This window comes from Streptomyces sp. NPDC002835 (assembly GCF_053591995.1).
Map to the genome: position 1 here is coordinate 1 of NZ_JBSFUW010000065.1, position 23,173 is coordinate 23,173.

Sequence of the window (23,173 nt, forward strand, 5' to 3'; positions counted from 1 at the left end):
GCCCTCCAGGCCACCGAGGAGGAGGTCCTCGCCCGGCTCACCGACGGGATCTCCGTCGCCGCCGTCAACGGACCGGACTCCGTCGTCGTCGCCGGCGAGGAGGACGAAGTCCTCGCCCTGGCAGAGCAGTTCGCCGCCGAGGGCCGCAAGACCAAGCGGCTGCGGGTCAGCCACGCCTTCCACTCGGCCCGCATGGAGCCCATGCTCGACGCGTTCCGCGCCGTCGCCGAACAGCTCACGTACACCGCGCCGGTCATCGACGTGGTGTCCAACCTGACCGGCGCGATCGCCACCGCAGAAGACCTGTGCACCCCCGGCTACTGGGTGGACCACGTCCGCATGGCCGTCCGCTTCGCCGACGGCGTGCGCGCCGCCCGCGCCGCCGGTGCCACCACCTTCCTCGAACTCGGCCCCGACGGCGTGCTGTCCGCCCTCGCCCAGGACGTCCTCGGCGACGACGCCACCGAATGCGTCCCGCTGCTGCGCACCGGCCGCGGCGAGGAGCAGAGCGCCGTCTCTGCCCTCGCCCGGCTCCATGTGCGCGGGATCGCCGTGGACTGGGCCGCGTACCACGCCCGGACCGGCGCACACCGGGTCCAACTGCCCACGTACGCCTTCCAGCACGAGCGCTACTGGCCCGAGCGGACCACCACCGCCCCGGCCCCCGGCGCCGCCGACAGCGCCCTGTGGGGCGCCGTCGAGCGCGGCGACACCGACGGCGTGGCCGGCATCCTCGGCCTGCGCGACGAACAGCACGCCGGCCTCGCCGCGCTGCTGCCCGCCCTGTCGACGTACCGGCTCCACCACGCCGAGCAGACCCTGCTGGACTCCGCCCGCTACCGCGTCCAGTGGCAGCAGGTCCGCGCGGGCGCCGCCCCCGTCCTGGACGGCACCTGGCTCGTCCTGACCACCGACGCGATCGACGACGCCGAACTCCTCGACGCCCTGCGCGGCCACGGCGCCCGCTTCGCCCGCGTCGAACTGGACGACGCCTGCCTGGATCGCGCCGAACTCGCCGCCCGGCTCACCGCGGCGGGGGAGCACCACGGCCTGCTGTCGCTGCTGCCCCTCGCCGACGCCGCCGACCTCCGGGGGACGGCCCTGCCCGACGGCCTCGCGCTCGGCGTGGTCCTCGCCCAGGCCCTGCACGACACCCAGAGCACCGCACCGCTGTGGACGCTCACCCGGGGGGCCGTCTCCACCGGCGCCGCCGACCCCGTCACCCGGCCCGTCCAGGCCGCCGGCTGGGGCCTGGGCCGGGTGGCCGCCCTCGAACGGCCCCACGCCTTCCACGGTCTGGCCGACCTGCCGGAGACCCTGACCGCGCCCGCCGTGCAGCGCCTCGTCACCGCGCTGGCCACCACCCCGGGCGAGGCCGCGGAGGACCAGCTGGCCGTGCGCGGCAGCGCCGCGTACGCGCGCCGTCTGGTGCGCCGCCCCGCCGCCGAACTCCCCAAGGACGGCGCCTTCACCGCCACCGGCACCGTGCTCGTCACCGGAGGCACCGGCGCGCTGGGCGCCGAGGTCGCCCGCTGGCTCGTCCGGCACGGAGCCGCGCACCTGATCCTCACCAGCCGGCGCGGCCCCGACGCCCCCGGCGCCGCCGCACTGGCCCAGGAGATAAGGACGCTGGGCGCCGAGGTCACCCTCGCCGCCTGCGACGTCGCCGACCGTGACGCGCTGGCCGCCCTGTTGGCCTCCGTACCCACCGAGCACCCGCTGACCGGCGTGGTCCACGCCGCGGGACTCGGCCAGGCCGCCCCGCTCGCCGCGACGCCGCTCGCCGACATGAGCGCGTACGCCTCCGCCAAGATGCTCGGCGCGGCCCACCTCGACGCCCTCCTCGAGGACGAGGACCTCGACTTCTTCGTCCTGTTCTCGTCCGTCGCCGGCGTCTGGGGCAGCGCCGGGCAGAGCGCGTACGCCGCCGCCAACTCCTACCTCGACGCACTCGCCGAACACCGCCGCAGCCGCGGTCTGAGCGCCACCTCCCTGGCCTGGGGCCCCTGGGCCGAGGCCGGCATGGCCACCCACGAGGCCGTCTCCGACAGCCTCGCCCGCCAGGGACTGCGCTTCCTCGCACCGGCCACCGCCCTGGCCGAACTGGGCCGGGCGATCCTCCAGCAGGACACCACCGTCACCGTCGCCGACGTCGACTGGCCCACCTACGTCCCCGTCTTCACCGCCGCCCGCCCCAGCCGCCTCTTCGGCGAACTGCCCGAGGTCCGCGAACTGGCCGCCGCCGCCCCACGGGGCGAAGCCGGCGCCTCAGACTTCGTACGCAAACTCCGCGCCCGGCCGGACTCCGAGCGGGACCGGATGCTGGTCGACCTGGTGCGCCGCGAGGCGGCCACCGTCCTCGGGCACGCCTCCGCCGAGTCCGTCGCCCCCACCCGCGCCTTCCGCGACGCCGGCTTCGACTCGCTGACCGCCGTCGAACTGCGCAAGCGGCTTGCGACCGTCACCGGCCTGGCACTGCCCAGCACCATGGCCTTCGACCACCCGACGCCCGTCGCCCTCGCCGCCTTCCTGCGCGGCGAGATACTCGGCTCCGCCGAGGTACAGGCGGCCCCGCGGGCCGCGCTCGCCGGCCGGTACGACGAACCCGTCGCCGTCGTCGGCATGAGCTGCCGCTTCCCCGGCGGGGTCCGCTCCCCGCAGCAGTTCTGGCAGCTGATCGCCGACGGCGTGGACGCCATCTCCGAATTCCCCGTCAACCGCGGCTGGGACGAGGACCTGTACGACGCCGATCCCGACGCCGGCGGCAAGACGTACTCCACCCGAGGCGGATTCCTGCACGAGGCGGGGGAGTTCGACGCCGGCTTCTTCGGCATCTCCCCGCGCGAGGCCCTCTCCATGGACCCGCAGCAGCGGCTGCTCCTGGAGACCACCTGGGAGGCGTTCGAGTCGGCCGGCATCGACCCGGCCGCCGTGCACGGCAGCCCCACCGGCACCTTCATCGGCTCCACCTACCAGGAGTACGGCACCGGCATGGACGACGCGTCTGCCGGGCACGCCGTCACCGGCACCAGTCCCAGCGTGCTCTCCGGCCGCCTCGCCTACCTCTTCGGCCTCGAAGGCCCGGCCGTCACCGTGGACACCGCCTGCTCCTCCTCGCTGGTGGCCCTCCACCTGGCCTGCCAGTCCCTGCGCAACGGCGAGAGCTCCCTCGCGCTGGCCGGCGGCGCCACCGTCATGACCAACCCCGCCTCGTTCATCGCCTTCAGCCGGCAGCGCGCACTGGCCGTCGACGGCCGCTGCAAGCCCTTCTCCGAGGCCGCCGACGGCATGACCCTTGCCGAAGGCGTCGGCGTCGTCGTCCTCGAACGCCTCTCCGACGCCCGGGCCAACGGACACGACATCCTGGCCGTGGTCCGCGGCTCCGCCATCAACCAGGACGGCGCGTCCAACGGCCTCACCGCCCCCAACGGGCCCTCCCAGCAGCGCGTCATCCGCCAGGCCCTCAGCAACGCGGGCCTGACCGCCGACGACATCACCGCCGTCGAGGCACACGGCACCGGCACGGCCCTCGGCGACCCCATCGAGGCCCAGGCCCTCCAAGCCGTCTACGGACAGGGCCGCGACGCGGAGAACCCGCTGCTGCTCGGCTCGGTCAAGTCCAACATCGGCCACACCCAGTCCGCAGCCGGCGTCGCGGGCGTCATCAAGATGGTCATGGCGCTGCGGGGCGGCCTGCTCCCCGGGACCCTGCACGCCGACGAGCCGTCCTCGCACATCGACTGGAGCGACGGCACCGTCGCCCTGCTGCACACCCCGGCCGCCTGGCCGGCCGGTGAGCGGGCCCGCCGCTGTGCCGTGTCCTCGTTCGGCATCAGCGGCACCAACGCGCACGTGGTCCTGGAAGAGGCCCCGGCCCCCGTCCCGGCCCCGTCCCCCGACGGGCAGCCCAAGGAAACGGTGTCCGCAGCCGACCGGACGATTCCGTGGGTGCTGTCCGCCCGGACCCCCGGCGCCCTGCGGGCCCAGGCCGCACAGCTGGCCGAGCACCTCGACCGCCAGGACGCGGGCGCACGTCCCGCCGACATCGGCCACTCCCTCACCAGTACACGCGCCCTGTTCGAGCACCGGGCCGTGGTCCTCGGCGAGAACGCCGGGCGACTGCGCACCGAACTCGGGGCCCTGGCCGCCGGGGACTCGTCCGCCGCCGTCGTCCACGGCACCGCGGACCTCGACGGCAGGACCGTGTTCGTCTTCCCGGGCCAGGGCTCCCAATGGATGGGCATGGCCGCCGGGCTCCTCGACGAGTCCCCGGTCTTCGCCGAACGCCTGCACGAGTGCGCCGCCGCCCTGTCGGCCTACACCGACTGGTCCCTGGTCGACGTCCTGCGCCGGGCCGACGGCGCGCCCTCGCTGGACCGGGTCGACGTCGTCCAGCCCGCGACCTTCGCCGTCATGGTGTCGCTCGCCCACCTGTGGGCCTCGTACGGCGTCACCCCCGATGCCGTTCTCGGCCACTCGCAGGGCGAGATCGCCGCCGCCGCCGTCGCCGGGGCCCTCACCCTGGACGACGCCGCCCGCGTGGTCGCCCTGCGCAGCCAGGCCATCGCCCGCCGCCTCGCGGGATCCGGCGGCATGGTCTCCGTACCGCTGGCCGCCGAGGACGTCGAGGAGCGGCTCGCGGCTCGCGGCCGGCAGATCTCCGTCGCCGCCGTCAACGGGCCGCGGACCGTCGTCGTCGCCGGCGACCCCGAGGACCTGGACGCGCTCATCGAGGAACTCGCCGCCGAGAACGTACGGGCCCGCCGCATCGCCGTCGACTACGCCTCCCACTCCGCCCAGGTCGAGCAGCTCGAGGACGAACTGCTGACGGCCCTCGCGCCGGTGCGGCCGCGCACCGCCGACATCCCGTTCTTCTCGACCGTGACCGGCGACTGGCTGGACACGGTCGCGCTGGACGCCGCGTACTGGTACCGCAACCTGCGGCGGACCGTGCGCTTCGGCCCGTCCGTAGCCGCGCTGCTCGACCAGGGCCACCAGGTCTTCGTCGAGACCAGCCCGCACACCGTGCTGACGATGGCCGTCCAGGCCGTGGCGGAGGACACCGGGCGCCGGGCCGCCGCCGTCGGCACCCTGCGCCGCGACAAGGGCGGCCTCGACCGCTTCCTGACCTCCCTCGCCGAGGTGTTCGTCCGCGGCCCACGGGTGGACTGGACCCGCGTCCTCGAGGGCACCGGCGGACGCCGGGTCGCCCTGCCCACCTACGCCTTCCAGCGCGAGCACATCTGGGCGCTGCCCGGCAGGCCGCGCACGGCGGGTGAGCAGGACGCGGCGGACGCCACGTTCTGGACCGCCGTCGAGGAGTCGGACGTCGAGTCGCTGGCTGCCGGGCTGCGGATGGAACAGTCCGAACTCGCTCCGCTGCTGCCCGCGCTGGCCGGCTGGCGGCGCCGCAGCCGCGACCGGGCGGCGGTGGACGCCTGGCGCTACCGCGCCGCGTGGAAACCGCTCGGCGGACTGCCCCGGGGCACCCGGCTCACCGGCACCTGGCTCGTCGTCGGCGCCGCAGGCGCCCCCGCCCCCGCCGACGTCACCGAGGCCCTGACGGCCGCCGGCGCCGGCGTACGGCACCTGGCGCTGGACGACGCGCACGCCGACCGGGCCGTGCTCGCCGGACTCCTGGCCGCCGAGAGCGCCGCCCTGACCGAGGACGGCGCGGAGCTCACCGGGATCGTCTCGCTCCTCGCCGCCGACGAGGCCCCGAGCCGGGCCGTGCCCGCGCTCACCACCGGGCTCGCCCTGACGCTCTCCCTCGTCCAGGCCCTCGGCGACTCGGGCGTCGGCGCACCCTTGTGGTGCGTCACCCGGGGCGCCGTGTCCACCGGCCGCGCCGACCGGCTCACCCGCCCCGAACAGGCCCAGATCCACGGCCTGGGCTGGACCGTGGCCCTGGAACACCCCGACCGCTGGGGCGGCGTCGTCGACCTGGCCGAGACCCCGCTGGATGCCCGCGGCCGCGAACGCCTCGCCGCCGTCCTCACCGGAACGACCGGCGAGGACCAACTCGCCCTGCGCTCCTCGGGCGTCCTGGCCCGCCGCATCACCCGGACCACCACGAGCGGCGACATCGGCCAGGACACCTGGCGCCCGCGCGGCACCACCCTGATCACCGGAGGCACCGGCACCCTCGCCCCCCACCTGGCCCGCTGGCTGGCCGGGCAGGGCGCCGAGCACCTCGTGCTCACCAGCCGGCGCGGCGCCGACGCGCCCGGCACCGCCGACCTCGTCGCCGAACTCCGAGAGGCGGGCTGCGAGGCGGAGTTCCGCGGCTGCGACCTCACCGACCGCACGGCCGTCGCCGCCCTCCTGGACGGCCTGACCGCCGAGGGCCGCACGGTACGCACCGTCGTGCACACCGCCGCCGTCATCGAACTGGCCTCCCTGGACGAGACCGGCCCCGAGGCGTTCGCCAGGGTCATCGACGCCAAGGTCGGCGGAGCCCGGCACCTGGACGAACTCCTCGACGACGACCAGCTCGACGCGTTCGTCCTGTACTCCTCCACCGCCGGCATGTGGGGCAGCGGCCGGCACGCCGCGTACGTCGCCGGCAACGCCTACCTCAACGCGCTCGCCGAGCACCGCCGGGCGCGCGGCGCCCGCGCCACCTCCATCTCCTGGGGCATCTGGTCCGACGACCTGAGACTCGGCCGCGTCGACCCCGGCCAGATCCGGCGCAGCGGCCTGAACTTCATGGACCCGCAGCTGGCCCTCACCGGACTGCGCCAGGCCCTGGCCGAGGACGCGCACGTCGTCACCGTCGCCGACATCGACTGGGGCCGCTACCACCCGGTGTTCACCTCCGGGCGGCCCACCGCCCTGTTCGAGGACATCGCCGAGGTGGCGGAGCTGGAGCAGCAGGCCGCCGAACGGCCCACCGGCGACAGCGAGTTCACCGCCCGGCTGCGGGCGCTGTCCGCCGCCGAACAGGACCGGGCGCTGCTCGACCTCGTACGCACCGAAGCGGCCGTCGCCCTCGGGCACGCCTCCCCGGACGTGCTGTCCGAGCAGCGGGCCTTCCGCGACGTCGGCTTCGACTCGCTGACCGCGGTCGACCTGCGCAACCGGCTGTCCGCCGTCACCGGGCTCACCCTGCCCAGCACCATGGTCTTCGACTACCCCAACCCGCTCTCCCTGGTCGAGTTCCTGCGCACGCGGGTCGCCGGCGCCGAGACCGGGACGGCGGCCCCGGCGGCCGTGGCCGCGTCCGCGCCCGGCGACGACGAGCCCATCGCCGTCATCGGCATGAGTTGCCGCTACCCGGGCGGCGTCGCCTCCCCCGAGGACCTGTGGCGGCTGGTCGCCGCCGGCGGCGACGCGACCGGCGACTTCCCCCTCGACCGCGGCTGGGACGCCGACGGGCTCTACGACCCCGATCCTGACCGGCCCGGCAAGACGTACTCGACGCGCGGCGGATTCCTGGACTCCGCGACCGAGTTCGACGCGGCCTTCTTCGGCATCTCGCCGCGCGAGGCCCTGTCGATGGACCCGCAGCAGCGCCTGCTGCTCGAAACCTCCTGGGAGGCACTGGAGCGCGCCGGGATCGACCCGGCCGCGCTGCGCGGCAGCCGCACCGGCACCTTCATCGGCGCCAGTTACCAGGACTACACCTCGGGCGGCTCCGCCCAGGACGGTGCGGAGGGCCACCTCGTCACCGGCACCGTGCCGTCCGTCCTGTCCGGGCGGATCTCCTACACCTTCGGTTTCGAGGGCCCCGCCGTCACCCTTGACACGGCCTGCTCCTCCTCGCTGGTGGCGCTGCACCTTGCGTGCCAGTCGCTGCGGGGCGGCGAGTCCACGCTCGCCCTCGCGGGCGGCGTGAGCATCATGGCCACGCCCAACGCCTTCGTCGGATTCAGCCGCCAGCGCGCCATGGCCGTGGACGGCCGCTGCAAGCCGTACGCCGAGGCCGCCGACGGCATGAGCCTCGCGGAGGGCGTCGGCCTGGTCCTGGTCGAGCGGCTCTCTGACGCGCTGGCCAACGGCCATCGGGTCCTCGCCGTCATCCGCGGTTCCGCCGTCAACCAGGACGGCGCGTCCAACGGTCTGACCGCTCCCAACGGGCCCTCCCAGCAGCGCGTCATCCGCCAGGCACTCGCCAACTCGGGCGTCCGCGCCGCCGACATCGACGCCGTCGAGGGACACGGCACCGGCACCAAACTGGGCGACCCGATCGAGGCGCAGGCCCTGCTCGCGACCTACGGCCAGGACCGCGACGACGAACAGCCGCTGCTGCTCGGCTCGGTCAAGTCCAACATCGGCCACACCCAGATGGCCTCCGGCGTCGCGAGCGTGATCAAGATGATCATGGCCATGCGGCACGGCGCACTGCCCGCCAGCCTCCACATCGACCGGCCCTCCACCCACGTGGACTGGACGGCCGGCGCGATCGAGCTGCTGACCGGGGAACGGGCCTGGCCGCGGACCGGCCGCCCGCGCCGCGCCGCCGTCTCCTCCTTCGGCCTCAGCGGCACCAACGTCCACACGATCCTGGAGCAGGCTCCGGCCGCCGAACCCCAGGAGCCCGAGCCCGCACAGCCCGCTGGTGCGGTCCCGCTCCTGCTGTCCGGCCGCACCGAGGCCGCGCTGCGCGCCCAGGCCGGACGCCTGCTCGACTCCCTCCCGGACCGGCCCGACACGCTGCCCGCCCTGGGCCGGGCCCTGGCCACCGGCCGCGCCGCCCTGGAACACCGGGCCGCCGTCGTCACCGACACGCACCAGGAGGGCGTACGGGCCCTGACCGCCCTGCGCGACGGCCTGCCGGACGCCGCCCTGCTGACCGCCCGCACCGTCGCGCGCGCCCGCACCGCGTTCCTCTTCACCGGCCAGGGCAGCCAGCGGCCCGGCATGGGCCGCGAACTGTACGAGTGCCACCCGGTGTTCGCCGACGCCCTGGACGCCGTACTGGCCCGCTTCGACCTCGAACTGGAACAGCCGCTGCGCGAGGTGATGTTCGCCGCGCCCGGCAGCGCGGAAGCCGCCCTGCTCGACGATACGGCCTGTACCCAACCGGCGCTGTTCGCCCTGGAGGTGGCCCTTCACCGGCTCTTCGAGTCCTGGGGCGTCCGTCCCGGCCACCTGGCCGGGCACTCGATCGGCGAGCTCGCCGCCGCCCATGTGGCCGGGGTGTTCTCCCTGGAGGACGCCTGCATCCTGGTCGCCGCGCGCGGCCGGCTGATGTCGGCCCTGCCCGGCGGGGGCGCGATGGTCTCCGTGGAGGCCACCGAGAAGGAGACCCTTCCGCTGCTGGCCGCCCACGCGGACCGGATGGCGCTCGCCGCCGTCAACGGCCCCCGCTCACTGGTCCTTTCCGGCGACGAGGAGCCGGTCCTCGAGCTCGCGGAGCGCTTCGCCGCCCAGGGCCGCCGGACCAGGCGGCTGCGCGTGAGCCACGCCTTCCACTCGCCGCACATGGACCCGATGCTCGACGCCTTCGCCCGGGTCGCACGCGGCATCACCTACCACGCGCCGACGATCCCCCTGGTCTCGACCGTGACCGGCGAACTCGCCGACTCCGAGCGGCTCTGCACCCCGGAGTACTGGGTCGAGCAGCTGCGTGCCACAGTGCGCTTCGCCGACGCCGCCCGCCGCCTCGCCGAGCTGGACGCGACCGTACTCCTGGAGATCGGCCCGGACGCCCTGCTGAGCGGCGCGGCCCAGGAGGCCGTGGCCGACGAACGGGTCACCGTCGTACCGGCCCTGCGCCGGGACCGCGCCGAGGCCCCGGCACTGACCACCGCCCTGGCCCGCCTGCACACCACCGGCGCACCGGTCGACTGGGCCGCTTTCTTCCCCGGCAGCGGTGCCGGCGCCTTCGAGGACCTGCCGACGTACGCCTTCCAGCGGCAGCGGTACTGGCCGGAGGCCGGGCGGACGGGCATGGCAGGTCCCGCCGCGGACCCGGTGGACGCCGCCTTCTGGGCGGCCGTCGAGCGGGCCGACCTGCCCGCGCTCGGCGCCGACCTCGGCCTGGACGACGCCACGCTGACGGCCGTCGTGCCCGCCCTCACCTCATGGCGGCGCAAGCGCCGCGCCGCGTCGACCGTCGACGGCTGGCGCTACGTCGGCACCTGGAAGCCGCTGCCCGCCGCCCCGGGCACGTTCACCGAACTCACCGGGACCTGGCTCTGCCTGGTGGCGGCCGACGCGCAGGACGGGGACGACGGCGGGGACCTGCTCGACCGCCTCGGCGGCGACCGGGTCACCCTCACCGTGCCGCACCGCGAGACGCGCGACGCCCTCGCCGGACGGCTGCGCGAACTGGCCTCGGACAACGGCGGGTTCAGCGGTGTGCTGTCCCTGCTGGCGCTCCAGGACGACGGCCTGCTGCCGACGGCCACCGCCGTGCAGGCCCTCGGTGACGCCGGGATCGAGGCCCCGCTGTGGTGCCTGACCCGGGGCGCCGTCAGCGTCGGCCGCTCCGACCGGCTCGGCCGGCCCGACCAGGCCACCGTGTGGGGACTGGGCCGTAGCGTGGCCCTGGAGCACCCCGAGCGCTGGGGCGGCCTCCTCGACCTGCCGGAGACCGTCGACGACGCCGCCGTCAGGCGGATCGCGGGGCTGCTCGCGCCGACCGTCAGCACGGACGGGACCGGCGGTCCCGGCGGCGCCGAGGACCAGGTGGCCGTGCGCGCCGCAGGAGTCTACGCCCGCCGGCTGGCCCGCCTCCCGCAGACCGACCGTGCGGACGCCCGCCTGTACGCCCCCACCGGCACCGTTCTGATCACCGGCGGCACCGGCGGGATCGGCGCGCACGTCGCCCGCCGGCTCGCCGCCCGCGGCGCCGCACACCTGCTGCTCGTCAGCCGGCGCGGCTCCGACGCGCCCGGCGCCGCGGAACTCCACGCGGAACTCACCGAGCTGGGCGCCCGCGTCACCCTGTCCGCCTGCGACACCGCCGACCGCGACGCGCTGGCCCGCGTCCTGGCCGGCGTACCGGCGGACCAGCCGCTGACCGCCGTCTTCCACGCGGCGGGCGTCGTCGAGGACGGCGTCCTCGACACGCTCACCCCGGAGGCGTTCGCCGCCGTCCTCGCCCCCAAGGCCACGGCCGCGCGACACCTGCACGAACTGACCCGCGAGACGGACCTGGCGGCCTTCGTGCTGTTCTCGTCCACCGCGGCGAGCCTCGGCGCGGCCGGCCAGGCCAACTACGCCGCCGCCAACGCCTTCCTGGACGCCTTCGCCGAGTACCGGCGCGGGCAGAGCCTGCCCGCGACCTCCGTCGCCTGGGGCCCGTGGGCCGGCACCGGCATGGCCGGCGACGGGACCGGCGTCGGGGCCCGGGTCCGCCGGGGCGGCTACACGCCCATGGCGCCGGAACTCGCCCTCGACACCCTGACCTCGGCCCTCGACCACGAGAGCCCGGCCGCCCTGACCGTGGCGGACATCGACTGGGACCGGTTCGCCCAGGTGTTCACCGCGCTGCGGCCCACCCCCCTGATCGCCGACCTCGCCGGACCCCGGGGCGCCGCCACGGCGAAACCGGCCGCCGGAGACGACAACGGGCTGCGACAGCGGCTCACTGCCCTCCCCGCGGCCGGGCGCGCCAAGTCCGTGCTCGACTTCCTGCGGGCCCAGGTCGCCGCCGTACTCGGCCACGCCGACGCCACCGCCATCGGCGCCGACCAGGCGTTCACCGACCTCGGCTTCGACTCGCTGACCATCGTCGAACTGCGCAACACCCTCACCGCGACCACCGGCCTGCGACTGCCCGCCGCCCTCGTCTACGACCATCCGACGCCGCAAGACCTCGCCGCGCACCTGCTCGCCGAGCTGCTGGGCGACGCCGAGCCGCAGGACCGGGCCGCGGCCGCCCCCGGGACCGCCACGGACCAGGACCCGATCGTGATCGTCGGCATGGGCTGCCGGTTCCCTGGCGGGGTCGCCTCGCCCGAGGACCTGTGGCGGCTCCTCGCGAACGGCGAGGACGCCATCTCCGCCTTCCCCGCCGACCGCGGCTGGGACCTCGACACCCTCGGCCGGGGCGGCTCCGCCACCCTGGAGGGCGGATTCCTCGACGGCGTCGGCCGGTTCGACGCCCGCTTCTTCGGCATCTCGCCCCGCGAGGCCCTCGCCATGGACCCGCAGCAGCGTCTGCTCCTCGAAACCTCCTGGGAGGCCCTGGAACGGGCCGGCATCGCCCCCGACTCGCTGCGCGCCAGCGCCACCGGCGTGTTCATCGGCACCAACGGCCAGGACTACACCTCCGTCCTGCGCCGCGGCACCGCCGACGTCCAGGGCCACGTCGCCACCGGCAACACCGCCAGCGTGATGTCCGGACGCCTCTCCTACACTCTGGGCCTGGAGGGCCCGGCCGTCACCGTCGACACCGCCTGCTCCTCCTCCCTCGTCGCCCTCCACCTCGGCGTCCGCGCGCTGCGCGGCGGCGAATGTTCCCTCGTCCTCGCCGGCGGTGTGTCGGTGATGTCGAGCCCCGACTCGTTCATCGAGTTCTCCGCCCAGGGCGGCCTCGCCCCCGACGGCCGCTGCAAGGCCTTCGCCGACGAGGCGGATGGCACCTCCTGGTCGGAGGGCGCGGGCGTCCTCGTCCTGGAACGCCTCTCCGACGCCCGCCGCCACGGCCACACCGTCCTCGCCGTGCTGCGCGGCGCCGCCGTCAACCAGGACGGCGCCTCCAACGGACTGACCGCACCCAACGGCCGCGCCCAGCAGCGCGTCATCCGCCAGGCACTGGCCGACGCGGGCCTCGCGCCCGCCGACGTCGACGCCGTCGAGGCACACGGCACCGGCACCCCGCTCGGCGACCCGATCGAGGCCGGCGCCCTGATCGCCGCGTACGGACAGGACCGGGAACGGCCGCTGCTCCTCGGCACCGTCAAGTCCAACCTGGGCCACACCCAGGCGGCCGCCGGCATGGCCGGCGTCATCAAGATGGTGATGGCCATGCGGCACGGCGTGCTGCCGCGGACCCTGCACATCAACACTCCGTCCACGCACGTGGAATGGGCCGACGAAGCCGTCACCCTGGTCCGCGAGGAGCAGACCTGGCCCGCGACCGGACGCCCGCGCCGCTCCGGTGTCTCCGCCTTCGGCGTCAGCGGCACCAACGCCCACGTGATCGTCGAACAGGCCCCGCCCGCACCCGACCCGGACACGGCCCCGGCCGCCCCGTCGGTGACGCCGTGGGTGGTGCCGTGGGTGGTGTCCGCCAAGTCCGCCGCCGCGCTCGACGCCCAGATTGCGCGACTGGCCGAGTGCACGGACGAGCCCGCGCAGGACGTCGGCCTCTCGCTCGCCGCCGGACGCACCCACTTCGCGCACCGGGCCGTGCTCACGGCTGGCACGGAGATCGCCCGCGGCACGGCCGCCGAGCGTTCCCTCGCGGTGCTCTTCTCCGGCCAGGGCTCGCAGCGCCCGGGCATGGGCCGCGAACTGTACGAGCGCTTCCCGGTGTTCGCCGCAGCCTTCGACGCCGCCTGCGCCGGGCTCGACCAGGAACTGGACCGCCCGCTGCGCGAGGTGGTCTGGGGCACGGACGCCGCCCTGGCCGACCGTACGCAGTACGCGCAGGCCGGCCTGTTCGCGGTCGAGGTCGCGCTGTACCGGCTGGCCGAATCGCTGGGCGTACAGCCCGACTTCGTCGCCGGTCACTCGATCGGCGAGGTGACCGCCGCCCACGTCGCGGGCGTCCTCACCCTCGCCGACGCGTGCACCCTGGTGGCCGCGCGCGGCCGCCTGATGGAGGCCCTGCCCGAAGGCGGAGCCATGTCCGCGCTCCAGGCGACGGAGGACGAAGTCCGCCCGCTGCTCGGCGAGTTCGTGTCCCTCGCCGCCGTCAACGGACCGAACTCGGTCGTCGTGTCCGGCGCGGCCGACGCGGTGGAGGCCCTGCGGGCCGAGTTCGCGCGGACCGGACGCAGGACCACTTCCCTGCGGGTCTCGCACGCCTTCCACTCGCCGCTCATGGAACCGATGCTGGACGCCTTCCGGCAGGTCGTCTCCCGGCTGTCGTTCGCCGCGCCGCCGCTGCTGCCGCTCGTTTCGAACGTGACGGGCGGGGTCGCGACTGCGGAGCTGCTGTGCGACCCGGAGTACTGGGTGCGTCACGTCCGCGAGACCGTCCGGTTTGCCGACGGCGTACGCGCCCTCGGCGACGCGGGAGCGAACGCCTTCCTCGAACTGGGCCCGGACGGAGTCCTGGCGGCCCTCGCCGAGGAGAACCTCCCCGGCGGGAACCTCGTGTTCACCCCCGCCCTGCGCAGGGACCGTCCCGAGGAGGCCGCGCTCGTCACCGCCCTGGCGCGGCTGCACGTCAGCGGCGTCCCGGTCGACTGGACCCTGCTGTACGAGGGCACCGGCGCCCGCCGCACCGACCTGCCCACCTACCCCTTCCAGCGGGAGCTGTACTGGCCCGAGCCCACGGCCCTGCCCGCACCGGGGCGCGCCGTGCAGGAGCGGAACGAGCACGACGCGGCCTTCTGGACGGCGGTGGAACGAGGCGACCTGCCCGCACTCTCCGCCACCCTGGGCCTCTCCGACGACGCGGCGCTGTCGTCGCTCGTCCCGGCCCTGTCCGCATGGCGCCGCGGGCACGAAGAGGACACGGTGGTGGACGGCTGGCGCTACCGGGTGACCTGGCAGCCGCTCGGCACGGCCCCGGCCGACGCCCTCGGCGGCGCCTGGCTGGCGCTCGTCCCGGAGGGCAACCCGGACGACGCGTGGGCGGCCGCGATCACGGCCGCCCTCGGACCGGACGCGGTACGCGTCGCGGTCGACCCGGCCGACGCCGACGGCCTCGCGAGCGAGCTGGCCGGGCTGTCCGAGCTGACCAGCCTTGGCCGGCGGTTCGACGGCGTGCTGTCCCTGCTGTCCCTGTCGCCGGACACGCCCACCCTGCCCGACGACCTGGCGGCCGCCCTTGCCGAGGCCGGAGTCGAGGCCCCGCTGTGGTGGGTCACCCGGGGAGCCGTGTCGGTCGGCCGCGCCGACGCGCCCGCCGATCCGGCGCAGGCCGCCGGGTGGGGCATCGGCCGGGTCGCGGGACTCGAACACCCCGACCGCTGGGGCGGGCTGATCGACGTGGCCGAGGCGCCCGACGCACGGGCCGCCGCCCGACTGCGCGCCGTCCTCGCCGCCGGTTCGGCTGGTTCGGTCGGTTCCGCAGGCTCTGGGGGCTCCGGAGGCTTCGGCGGTGAGGACCAGCTGGCGCTGCGCCCGTCCGGTGTCTACGCTCGCCGTCTCGTACGGTCGGCCGCCGACCCGGGAGCGGACGTCTGGACACCGTCCGGGACCGTGCTGGTCGTCGGGGACACCGATGGATTCGGCGGACACACCGCCCGCTGGCTGGCCCGCCAGGGCGCCGCCCATGTGCTGCTCGTCGGCACGAGCGCCCCTGACGCCGCCACCGGCGCCGAGCTCCGCGACCGGCTGGCCGAACACGGAGCCACGCTCACCCTCGCCACCGCCGCTCCGGACGACCCGGCCGCGCTCGCGGAGATCCTGTCCGCGATCCCGTCCGACCAGCCGCTGACCGCGGTGATGCACACCGGGTACGGAGCCGGGGCGACGCGAACACAGCAGCTGCGGACCGGAGTCGAGACTCTGGAAGCCGTACTCGAAGAAGCGCTCGGAGAACGGGAGTTGGACGCCTTCGTGCTGTTCGCCTCGATCGCCGGCGTCTGGGGCGTCCGCGGCCAGGGCGACGGGGCCGCGGCGAGCGCCTGGCTCGACGCCTTCGCCGAGCGCCGCCGCTCCGCCGGCCACGCCGCCCTCGCCGTGGCCTGGGGAGCCTGGTCCGGACTGACCGAGGACTCCCTCGACCGGCATCTGCGGCTCAGTGGGCTGCCGTCGATGGACACCGAGCGGGCTCTGACCGCCATGCGCCGGGCCACCGGGGACGGCACGGCGTCCGTGGTCGTCGCCGACGTGGAATGGGAGCGCTTCGCGCCCGCCTTCGGCCAGGCCCGGCCGAGCGCGCTGTTCGCCGCAATCCCCGAGGCGAGCATCGCGTCGGCACCCGCCGAAGAAGAGACCCGTGCCGCTGCCGGCACGGGCACCGCGGCCGCGCTGCGCGCCGAACTCCTCGCCAGGCCCGAGGGCGCCGAGCGCGACGACGTGCTGCTGGCCCTCGTACGCCGCGAAGTGGCCGCCGTACTCGGCTACCCGGACGTCGAGGCCATCCCCGTGGACCAGGCGTTCAAGGACCTCGGCTTCGACTCGCTGACCGCCGTGGACCTGCGCAACCAGCTGGGCGCGGCCACCGGCCTGACCTTGCCGGCCACCCTCGTCTTCGACCACCCGACTCCGGTGGCCCTCGCCGCGCAACTGCGCGCGGAACTGCTGGAGGAACTGGACGAAGGGGAGCAGGCCGCTCCGGCCGAATCGGCAGGCACGGCCGCCGGCGCGGGAGCCGGCACCGCCGAGGACCCGATCGTCATCGTCGGCATGAGCTGCCGCTACCCCGGCGGCGTGCAGTCCCCCGAGGACCTGTGGCTGCTGCTGCGCGCCGAGGTCGACGCCATCGGCACCTTCCCGGCCGACCGCGGCTGGGACCTGGAGCGGCTCACCCACGGCGACGCGGAAGGCCGCGGCCGCAGCGTCACGCAGAACGGCGGCTTCCTCCACGACGTCGCCGACTTCGACGCCGCCTTCTTCGGCATCTCGCCGCGCGAGGCGCTGATCGTCGACCCGCAGCAGCGGATCGTGCTGGAGGCGGCCTGGGAGGCCCTGGAACGGACCGGCGTCGATCCGCACACCCTGCGCGGAGGCGACACCGGCGTGTTCATCGGCGGCGGCAGCGGCGACTACCGGCCCGCCATCGGGCAGCTCGGCCACGTCGAGACCGCCCAGTCCGCCAGCCTGCTGTCCGGCCGTCTCTCGTACACCCTGGGCCTGGAAGGGCCCTCGGTGACCGTGGACACCGCCTGCTCCTCCTCGCTGGTCGCGCTGCACCTCGCCGCGCAGGCCCTGCGGGCGGGGGAGTGCGCCATGGCGCTGGCCGGCGGCGTGACCGTCATGTCCAGCCCCGTCGGCTTCGTCGAGTTCGGCGAGATGGGCGCCCTGTCCCCGGACGGCCGCTGCCGGGCGTTCGCCGAATCGGCGAACGGCACCGGCTGGTCGGAGGGCGTCGGCATGCTCGTCGTCGAACGGCTCTCCGACGCCCGCCGCAACGGCCACGAGGTCCTCGCCGTCCTCCGCGGCTCCGCCGTCAACCAGGACGGCGCGAGCAACGGCCTCACCGCCCCGAACGGCCCGTCCCAGCGCCGCGTGATCCGGCGCGCCCTGGCCAACGCCCGGCTGACCACGGCCGAGGTGGACGCCGTGGAGGCGCACGGCACCGGCACCAGGCTGGGCGACCCGATCGAGGCGCAGGCGCTGCTGGCCACGTACGGCCGGGGTCGGGACGCGGCACAGCCGCTGCTGCTCGGCACGGTCAAGTCGAACATCGGGCACACACAGGCCGCCGCGGGCGTCGCCGGAGTGATCAAGATGATCATGTCGATGCGGCACGGCGTCCTGCCGAAGACCCTCCACCTGGACGCGCCCTCCTCGCACGTCGACTGGACGGCCGGCGCGGTCGGCCTCCTCGCCGAGGAGACCGCCTGGCCGCACACCGGCCGCCCGCGCCGCGCCGGCGTCTCCTCCTTCGGCGCCAGCGGCACCAACGCCCACATCATCCTGGAGCAGGCGACCGACCCCATGCAGGACGAACCGCTCGCAGAAGCACGGCAGTTGCCCGAACCGGCCACCACCGGCACCACACCCGTACGCGCTGTCGCAGGCGGGCGGGACACCATCGGCGGGGCACCCGTACACGATTCGGCGGGCGTGCCGGATACCACCGGCACCACACCCGTACGCATCCCCGTGCCCGTGTCCGCCACCACTTCCGGCGCCCTGCGGGCCCAGGCCGCCCGTCTGCACGCCCACGTCACCGAGCGGCCGGACCTCGCGGTCGCCGACCTCGGCTACTCGCTGGCGACCACCCGGTCCTCCTTCGACCACCGGGCCGCCGTCCTCGCGGGCGACCGGGACGAGCTCCTGACCGGCCTGGCGGCGCTCGCCGACGGCCGCACCGGACCGCACTTCCTGTGCGGCGAGGCCGCCTCCCGCAGCCGCAAGACCGCGTTCCTGTTCTCCGGCCAGGGCGCCCAGCGCCCCGGCGCGGGACGCGAACTTCACTCCGCCCAGCCCGTGTTCGCCCGCGCTCTCGACGAGGTGACCGCCCGGTTCGACCTGGAGCTCGACCGGCCGCTGCACGAGCTCCTGTTCGCGGACGAGGGCACTCCCGAGGCCGCCCTGCTCGACCACACCGGCTACACCCAGCCGGCCCTGTTCGCGATCGAGGTGGCCCTCTACCGGCTCGTCGAATCGTGGGGCCTGCGCCCCGACTTCGTCGCCGGGCACTCCATCGGTGAGATCGCCGCCGCCCACGTCGCGGGAGTGTTCTCCCTGGACGACGCCTGCGCCCTGGTGGCGGCCCGGGCCCGGCTGATGGCCGCACTGCCCGGCGGCGGTGCGATGGCCGCCCTCCAGGCGACCGAGGACGAGGTACGGGAACGCCTCGCGGAGACCGACGGCGAACGGGTGTCGGTGGCGGCGGTCAACGGCCCCCGGGCCGTCGTCGTCGCCGGCGACGAGGCCGCCGTGGACCGGATCGCCCGGGCCTTCGCCGACGCGGGCCGCAAGACTAGGCGTTTGCGGGTCAGCCATGCATTTCACTCCGTGCACATGGACGCCATGCTCGACGACTTCGCACGGGTGGCCCGGGGCATCGGCTACACCGCCCCGAGCCTGCCCCTCGTGTCGAACCTGACCGGCGAACCGGCCGACGCCGAGCTGGTGTGCACCCCCGACTACTGGGTGCGGCACGTCCGCGAGACCGTACGGTTCGGCGACGGGCTGCGCGCCCTGGCCGCCCGCGGCGTCACCCGGTTCCTCGAACTCGGCCCGGACGCCACCCTGTCCGCCCTCGCCCAGGATCTCGACGGCGCGCCGCCGGCCGCCACTGTGACCGCCGTACCGGCCCTGCGCAAGGGGCGCGGCGAGCAGGACACCCTCCTCTACGCCGTCGCCCGGCTGCACATCGAGGGCTGCGCCCCGCACTGGCCGTCCGTCTTCGCGGGCACCGGAGCCCGCCGGGCGCCGCTGCCGACGTACGCCTTCCAGCGCGAGCGGTACTGGGCCCACGGCACCCCGGCCGCGGCGACGACCCCGGCCGCCACGGCCGGCGGAACGGACGACGCGTTCTGGACCGCCGTACGCTCCGAGCCCTTCGACTCGCTCGCCGGGGCCCTCGACGTCGACAGCGACGCACTGTCCAAGGTGCTCCCCGCCCTCGACCACTGGCGCCGCCGCGCCGAGGAGACCGCTGTCGACGGCTGGCGCCAGCACATCACCTGGCAGCCGCTCGCGGGCGCCGGGAACAGCACCGCCCCGCTCGCCGGGACCTGGCTCGTCGTCCTCCCCGCCGCGCGTGCCGGCGATCCCTGGACGGAGGCCCTCCTCGGCCGCCTCGGCCCGGACGCCGTCCGCTTCGAGATCACCCCGGACGCCGACGCCGACCGGGACACGCTCGCCAAGCGACTGCGTGAACTGGCCTCCTCGGCAGGCGGGTTCACGGGCGTCGTTTCCCTCCTCGCCCTCGAGGAGACCGGCGAGGTCCCGCAGGGCGTGGCACTGACCGCCACCCTCCTGCAGTCGCTCGGCGACGTCGACCTGACCGCACCCCTGTGGTGCGTCACCCGGGGCGCGGTCGCCGTGTCCGCCGGCGAGCCCGTACCGGGACTGGCCCAGGCCGCCGTCTGGGGCCTCGGCCGGGTCGCCGCCCTCGAATACCCGCAGCGCTGGGGCGGCCTGATCGACCTCCCGGCCGAGCCCACCGAGGCCGCCTCGGCCGCCGACCGGCTCGCCTCCTTCCTCGCCGCACCGGACGGGGAGGACCAGGTCGCCATCAGGTCCGGGACACTCCACGGCCGCAGGCTGACCCCGCTGCCGGCCGACCGTACGGCCGCCACGGCGCCCACCCGCACCTGGGACCCGGAAGGCACCGTCCTGATCACCGGCGGCACCGGCGCCCTCGGCGCGCACGTCGCCCGCCGTCTCACCGCCGCCGGCGCCCGCCACCTGGTCCTGCTCAGCCGCAGCGGCCCCGACGCCCCCGGCGCCACCGCCCTACGCGCCGAACTGGCCGAAGCAGGAGCCGAGGTCACCCTCACCGCCTGCGACGCCGCCGATCGTGCGGCACTGACCGGCGTCCTCGCCGCCATCCCCGACACGGCGCCCCTGACCGCCGTCGTCCACGCCGCCGGCGTACTCGACGACGCCGTCATCGACAGCCTCACCCCCGACCGGTTCGCCGCCGTCTTCCGCGCCAAGGTCACCTCCGCGCTGCTGCTCGACGAACTCACCCGGGACCTGGACCTGGCGGTGTTCGCCCTCTTCTCCTCCGCCTCCGCGGCCGTCGGCAACCCCGGCCAGGGCAACTACGCGGCGGCCAACGCCGTCCTCGACGCCCTCGCCGAACAGCGCCGCTCCCGCGGCCTCGCCGCCACCTCCCTCGCCTGGGGCGCCTGGGCCGGAGCGGGCATGGCAGCCGCCGACCGCGCGGCCGGAGCAGCCGACCGGGCCGGCATCCGGCCCCTCGACCCGGACCTGGCCGTCACGGCCCTGCGCCGCGCCGTGCTGGACCCCGAGCCGACCACCGTCATCTCCGATGTCGAACCCGGCCGGTTCGTCCGCGCCTTCACGGCCGTACGCCCCAGTCGGCTGCTCGCCGGCCTCCGCGTACCCCAGACGGCGGACACACCCGGCGCGCCGGCCGTCCCCGAGCAGCGCGCCGAACTGGCCGCGCTGCCCGAGGCCCGGCGCGAGGCGGCCGTACTCCAGCTCGTACGCACCCGGGCCGCCGAGGTCCTCGGACTGAGCGGAACGGCGGCCGTCGGCCCGGAGAAGGCGTTCCGCGACCTCGGGTTCGACTCCCTGGCCGCCGTGGAACTGCGCAACCAACTCACCGCGGCCACCGGCCTCGAACTGTCCGCCATCCTCGTCTTCGACCACCCGACCCCGGCCGACCTCGCCGAGCACATCGCCCGGCGCCTGGACCCGGCCGCGGCCGGCGACGCCGCCGAAGCAGACGACCTGGACAAGGCACGCCTCCAGACTCTGCTGGCGTCCGTGTCCGTCTCCCAACTGCGCCGCATCGGCGTACTCGAACCGCTGCTGAAGCTGGCAGCCGAGAACGGCCGGGACGAAGAGCCCGCCGACGCGCCGGACCAGGAAGCCGCGTACGCCGACTCCATCGACGCGATGGACGTCGACGCACTGGTCCAGGCAGTCCTCAACCCGACCGCGTCCGACCCCACAGCCGCACCGGCCCCCCACGACGAACCGCAGGACTGACGGTGCAGACGGAGCAGAACATGGCCACGCCCACGCCCACGCCCCACGACAAGGTCGTCGAAGCGCTCCGGTCCTCGATGAAGGAGACCGAGCGGTTGCGGCGCCAGAACCTGAACCTGGTCGCCGCCGCCACCGAACCCGTCGCCATCGTCGCGATGAGCTGCCGCTACCCGGGCGGAGTCCACTCGCCCGAAGACCTGTGGGACCTGGTCGCGGCCGGAACCGACGCCATGTCGGACTTCCCGGCCGACCGGGGCTGGGACCTCGACGCCCTGCGCGGCGCCGGAGTCGACGCCCGCGGCCACGGCGTGAGCCGGGGCGGCGGATTCCTCGACGACGTGGCCGGCTTCGACGCCGACTTCTTCGGCATCTCACCCAGAGAAGCCGCGTCGATGGACCCGCAGCAACGGCTGCTCCTCGAAACCTCGTGGGAGGCGTTCGAGCGCGCCGGGATCGACCCGTCCCGGCTGCGCGGCAGCCGCACCGGCGTCTTCATGGGCACCAACGGACAGGACTACGCCTACCTGCTCGTCCGGACCCTCGACGATGCAACAGGAGACATCGGCACCGGCATCGCCGCCAGCGCCGTCTCCGGCCGGCTCGCCTACCAACTCGGCCTCGAAGGCCCTGCGGTGACCGTCGACACCGCCTGCTCCTCGTCCCTCGTCGCCCTGCACTGGGCGGTCCAGTCCCTGCGGACGGGCGAGTGCTCACTCGCCCTGGCAGGCGGCGTGAACATCATGTCCACGCCCGGCTCCCTGATGGAGTTCAGCCGACAGGGCGGGCTGGCCGGCGACGGGCGTTGCAAGGCGTTCGCGGACGCCGCCGACGGCACCGGCTGGTCCGAGGGCGTCGGCGTACTCGCCCTGGAACGGCTCTCGGACGCCGTACGCAACGGGCGCCGCGTCCTCGGCGTCGTACGCGGCTCCGCCGTCAACCAGGACGGCGCCAGCAACGGCTTCACCGCGCCGAACGGCCCGTCGCAGCAGCGGGTGATCCGGCAGGCGTTGGCGGCCGCCGGGCTGACGGCGGCCGATGTGGATGTGGTGGAGGGGCACGGTACGGGTACGCCGCTGGGCGACCCGATCGAGGCGCAGGCGTTGCTCGCCACGTACGGCCGGGAGCGGGGGCCGGGCGACAGGCCGCTGTGGCTGGGCTCGGTGAAGTCGAACATCGGGCACACGCAGGCGGCCGCTGGTGTGGCCGGTGTGATCAAGATGGTGATGGCGATGCGGGCGGGCGTGCTGCCGCGCACCCTGCACGTGGACGCGCCCTCCAGCCACGTCGACTGGACGGCGGGCGGCGTACGGCTGCTCACCGAGGCCGCCGAGTGGCCGGCCGGTGAGCGTTCACGCCGAGCGGCCGTCTCCTCGTTCGGCATCAGCGGCACGAACGCGCACGTCGTGCTCGAGGAAGGCCCGGCGCAACCGAGCGCCGAACCCTCGGACGCGGCGGTCCTCGCCCCGTGGCCGGTCTCCGGTAAGTCGGTGGCCGCGCTGGATGCGCAGGTGGAGCGGCTGTCGGGGGTGACGGGTTCCGCGGTCGACGTGGGTCTCTCGCTGGCGGTCTCACGGGGGCACTTCGCACACCGAGCGGTGCGTGTGGAGGGTGTCGAGATCGCGCGCGGAGAGGCCCGTGAGGGGTCGCTCGCCTTCCTCTTCTCGGGGCAGGGTTCGCAGCGGTTGGGGATGGGGCGGGGGTTGTATGCCCGGTTCCCGGTGTTCGCGGAGGCTTTCGATGCGGTGTGTGCGGAGCTGGATGTGTCGGTGCGGGAGGTGGTGTGGGGTGAGGACGG

General features: G+C 75.2%; 2 protein-coding genes. Both read left to right on the top strand.

The features are described from left to right. On the top strand, window positions 1-21,378 hold a 21,378-nt coding region (locus ACWD01_RS35495), incomplete at its 5' end, for a type I polyketide synthase (RefSeq protein WP_451167886.1). 20 nt (window positions 21,379-21,398) lie between these two features. Then, the coding region (locus tag ACWD01_RS35500; RefSeq protein ID WP_451167888.1) for a type I polyketide synthase at window positions 21,399-23,173 on the top strand (1,775 nt) is incomplete at its 3' end.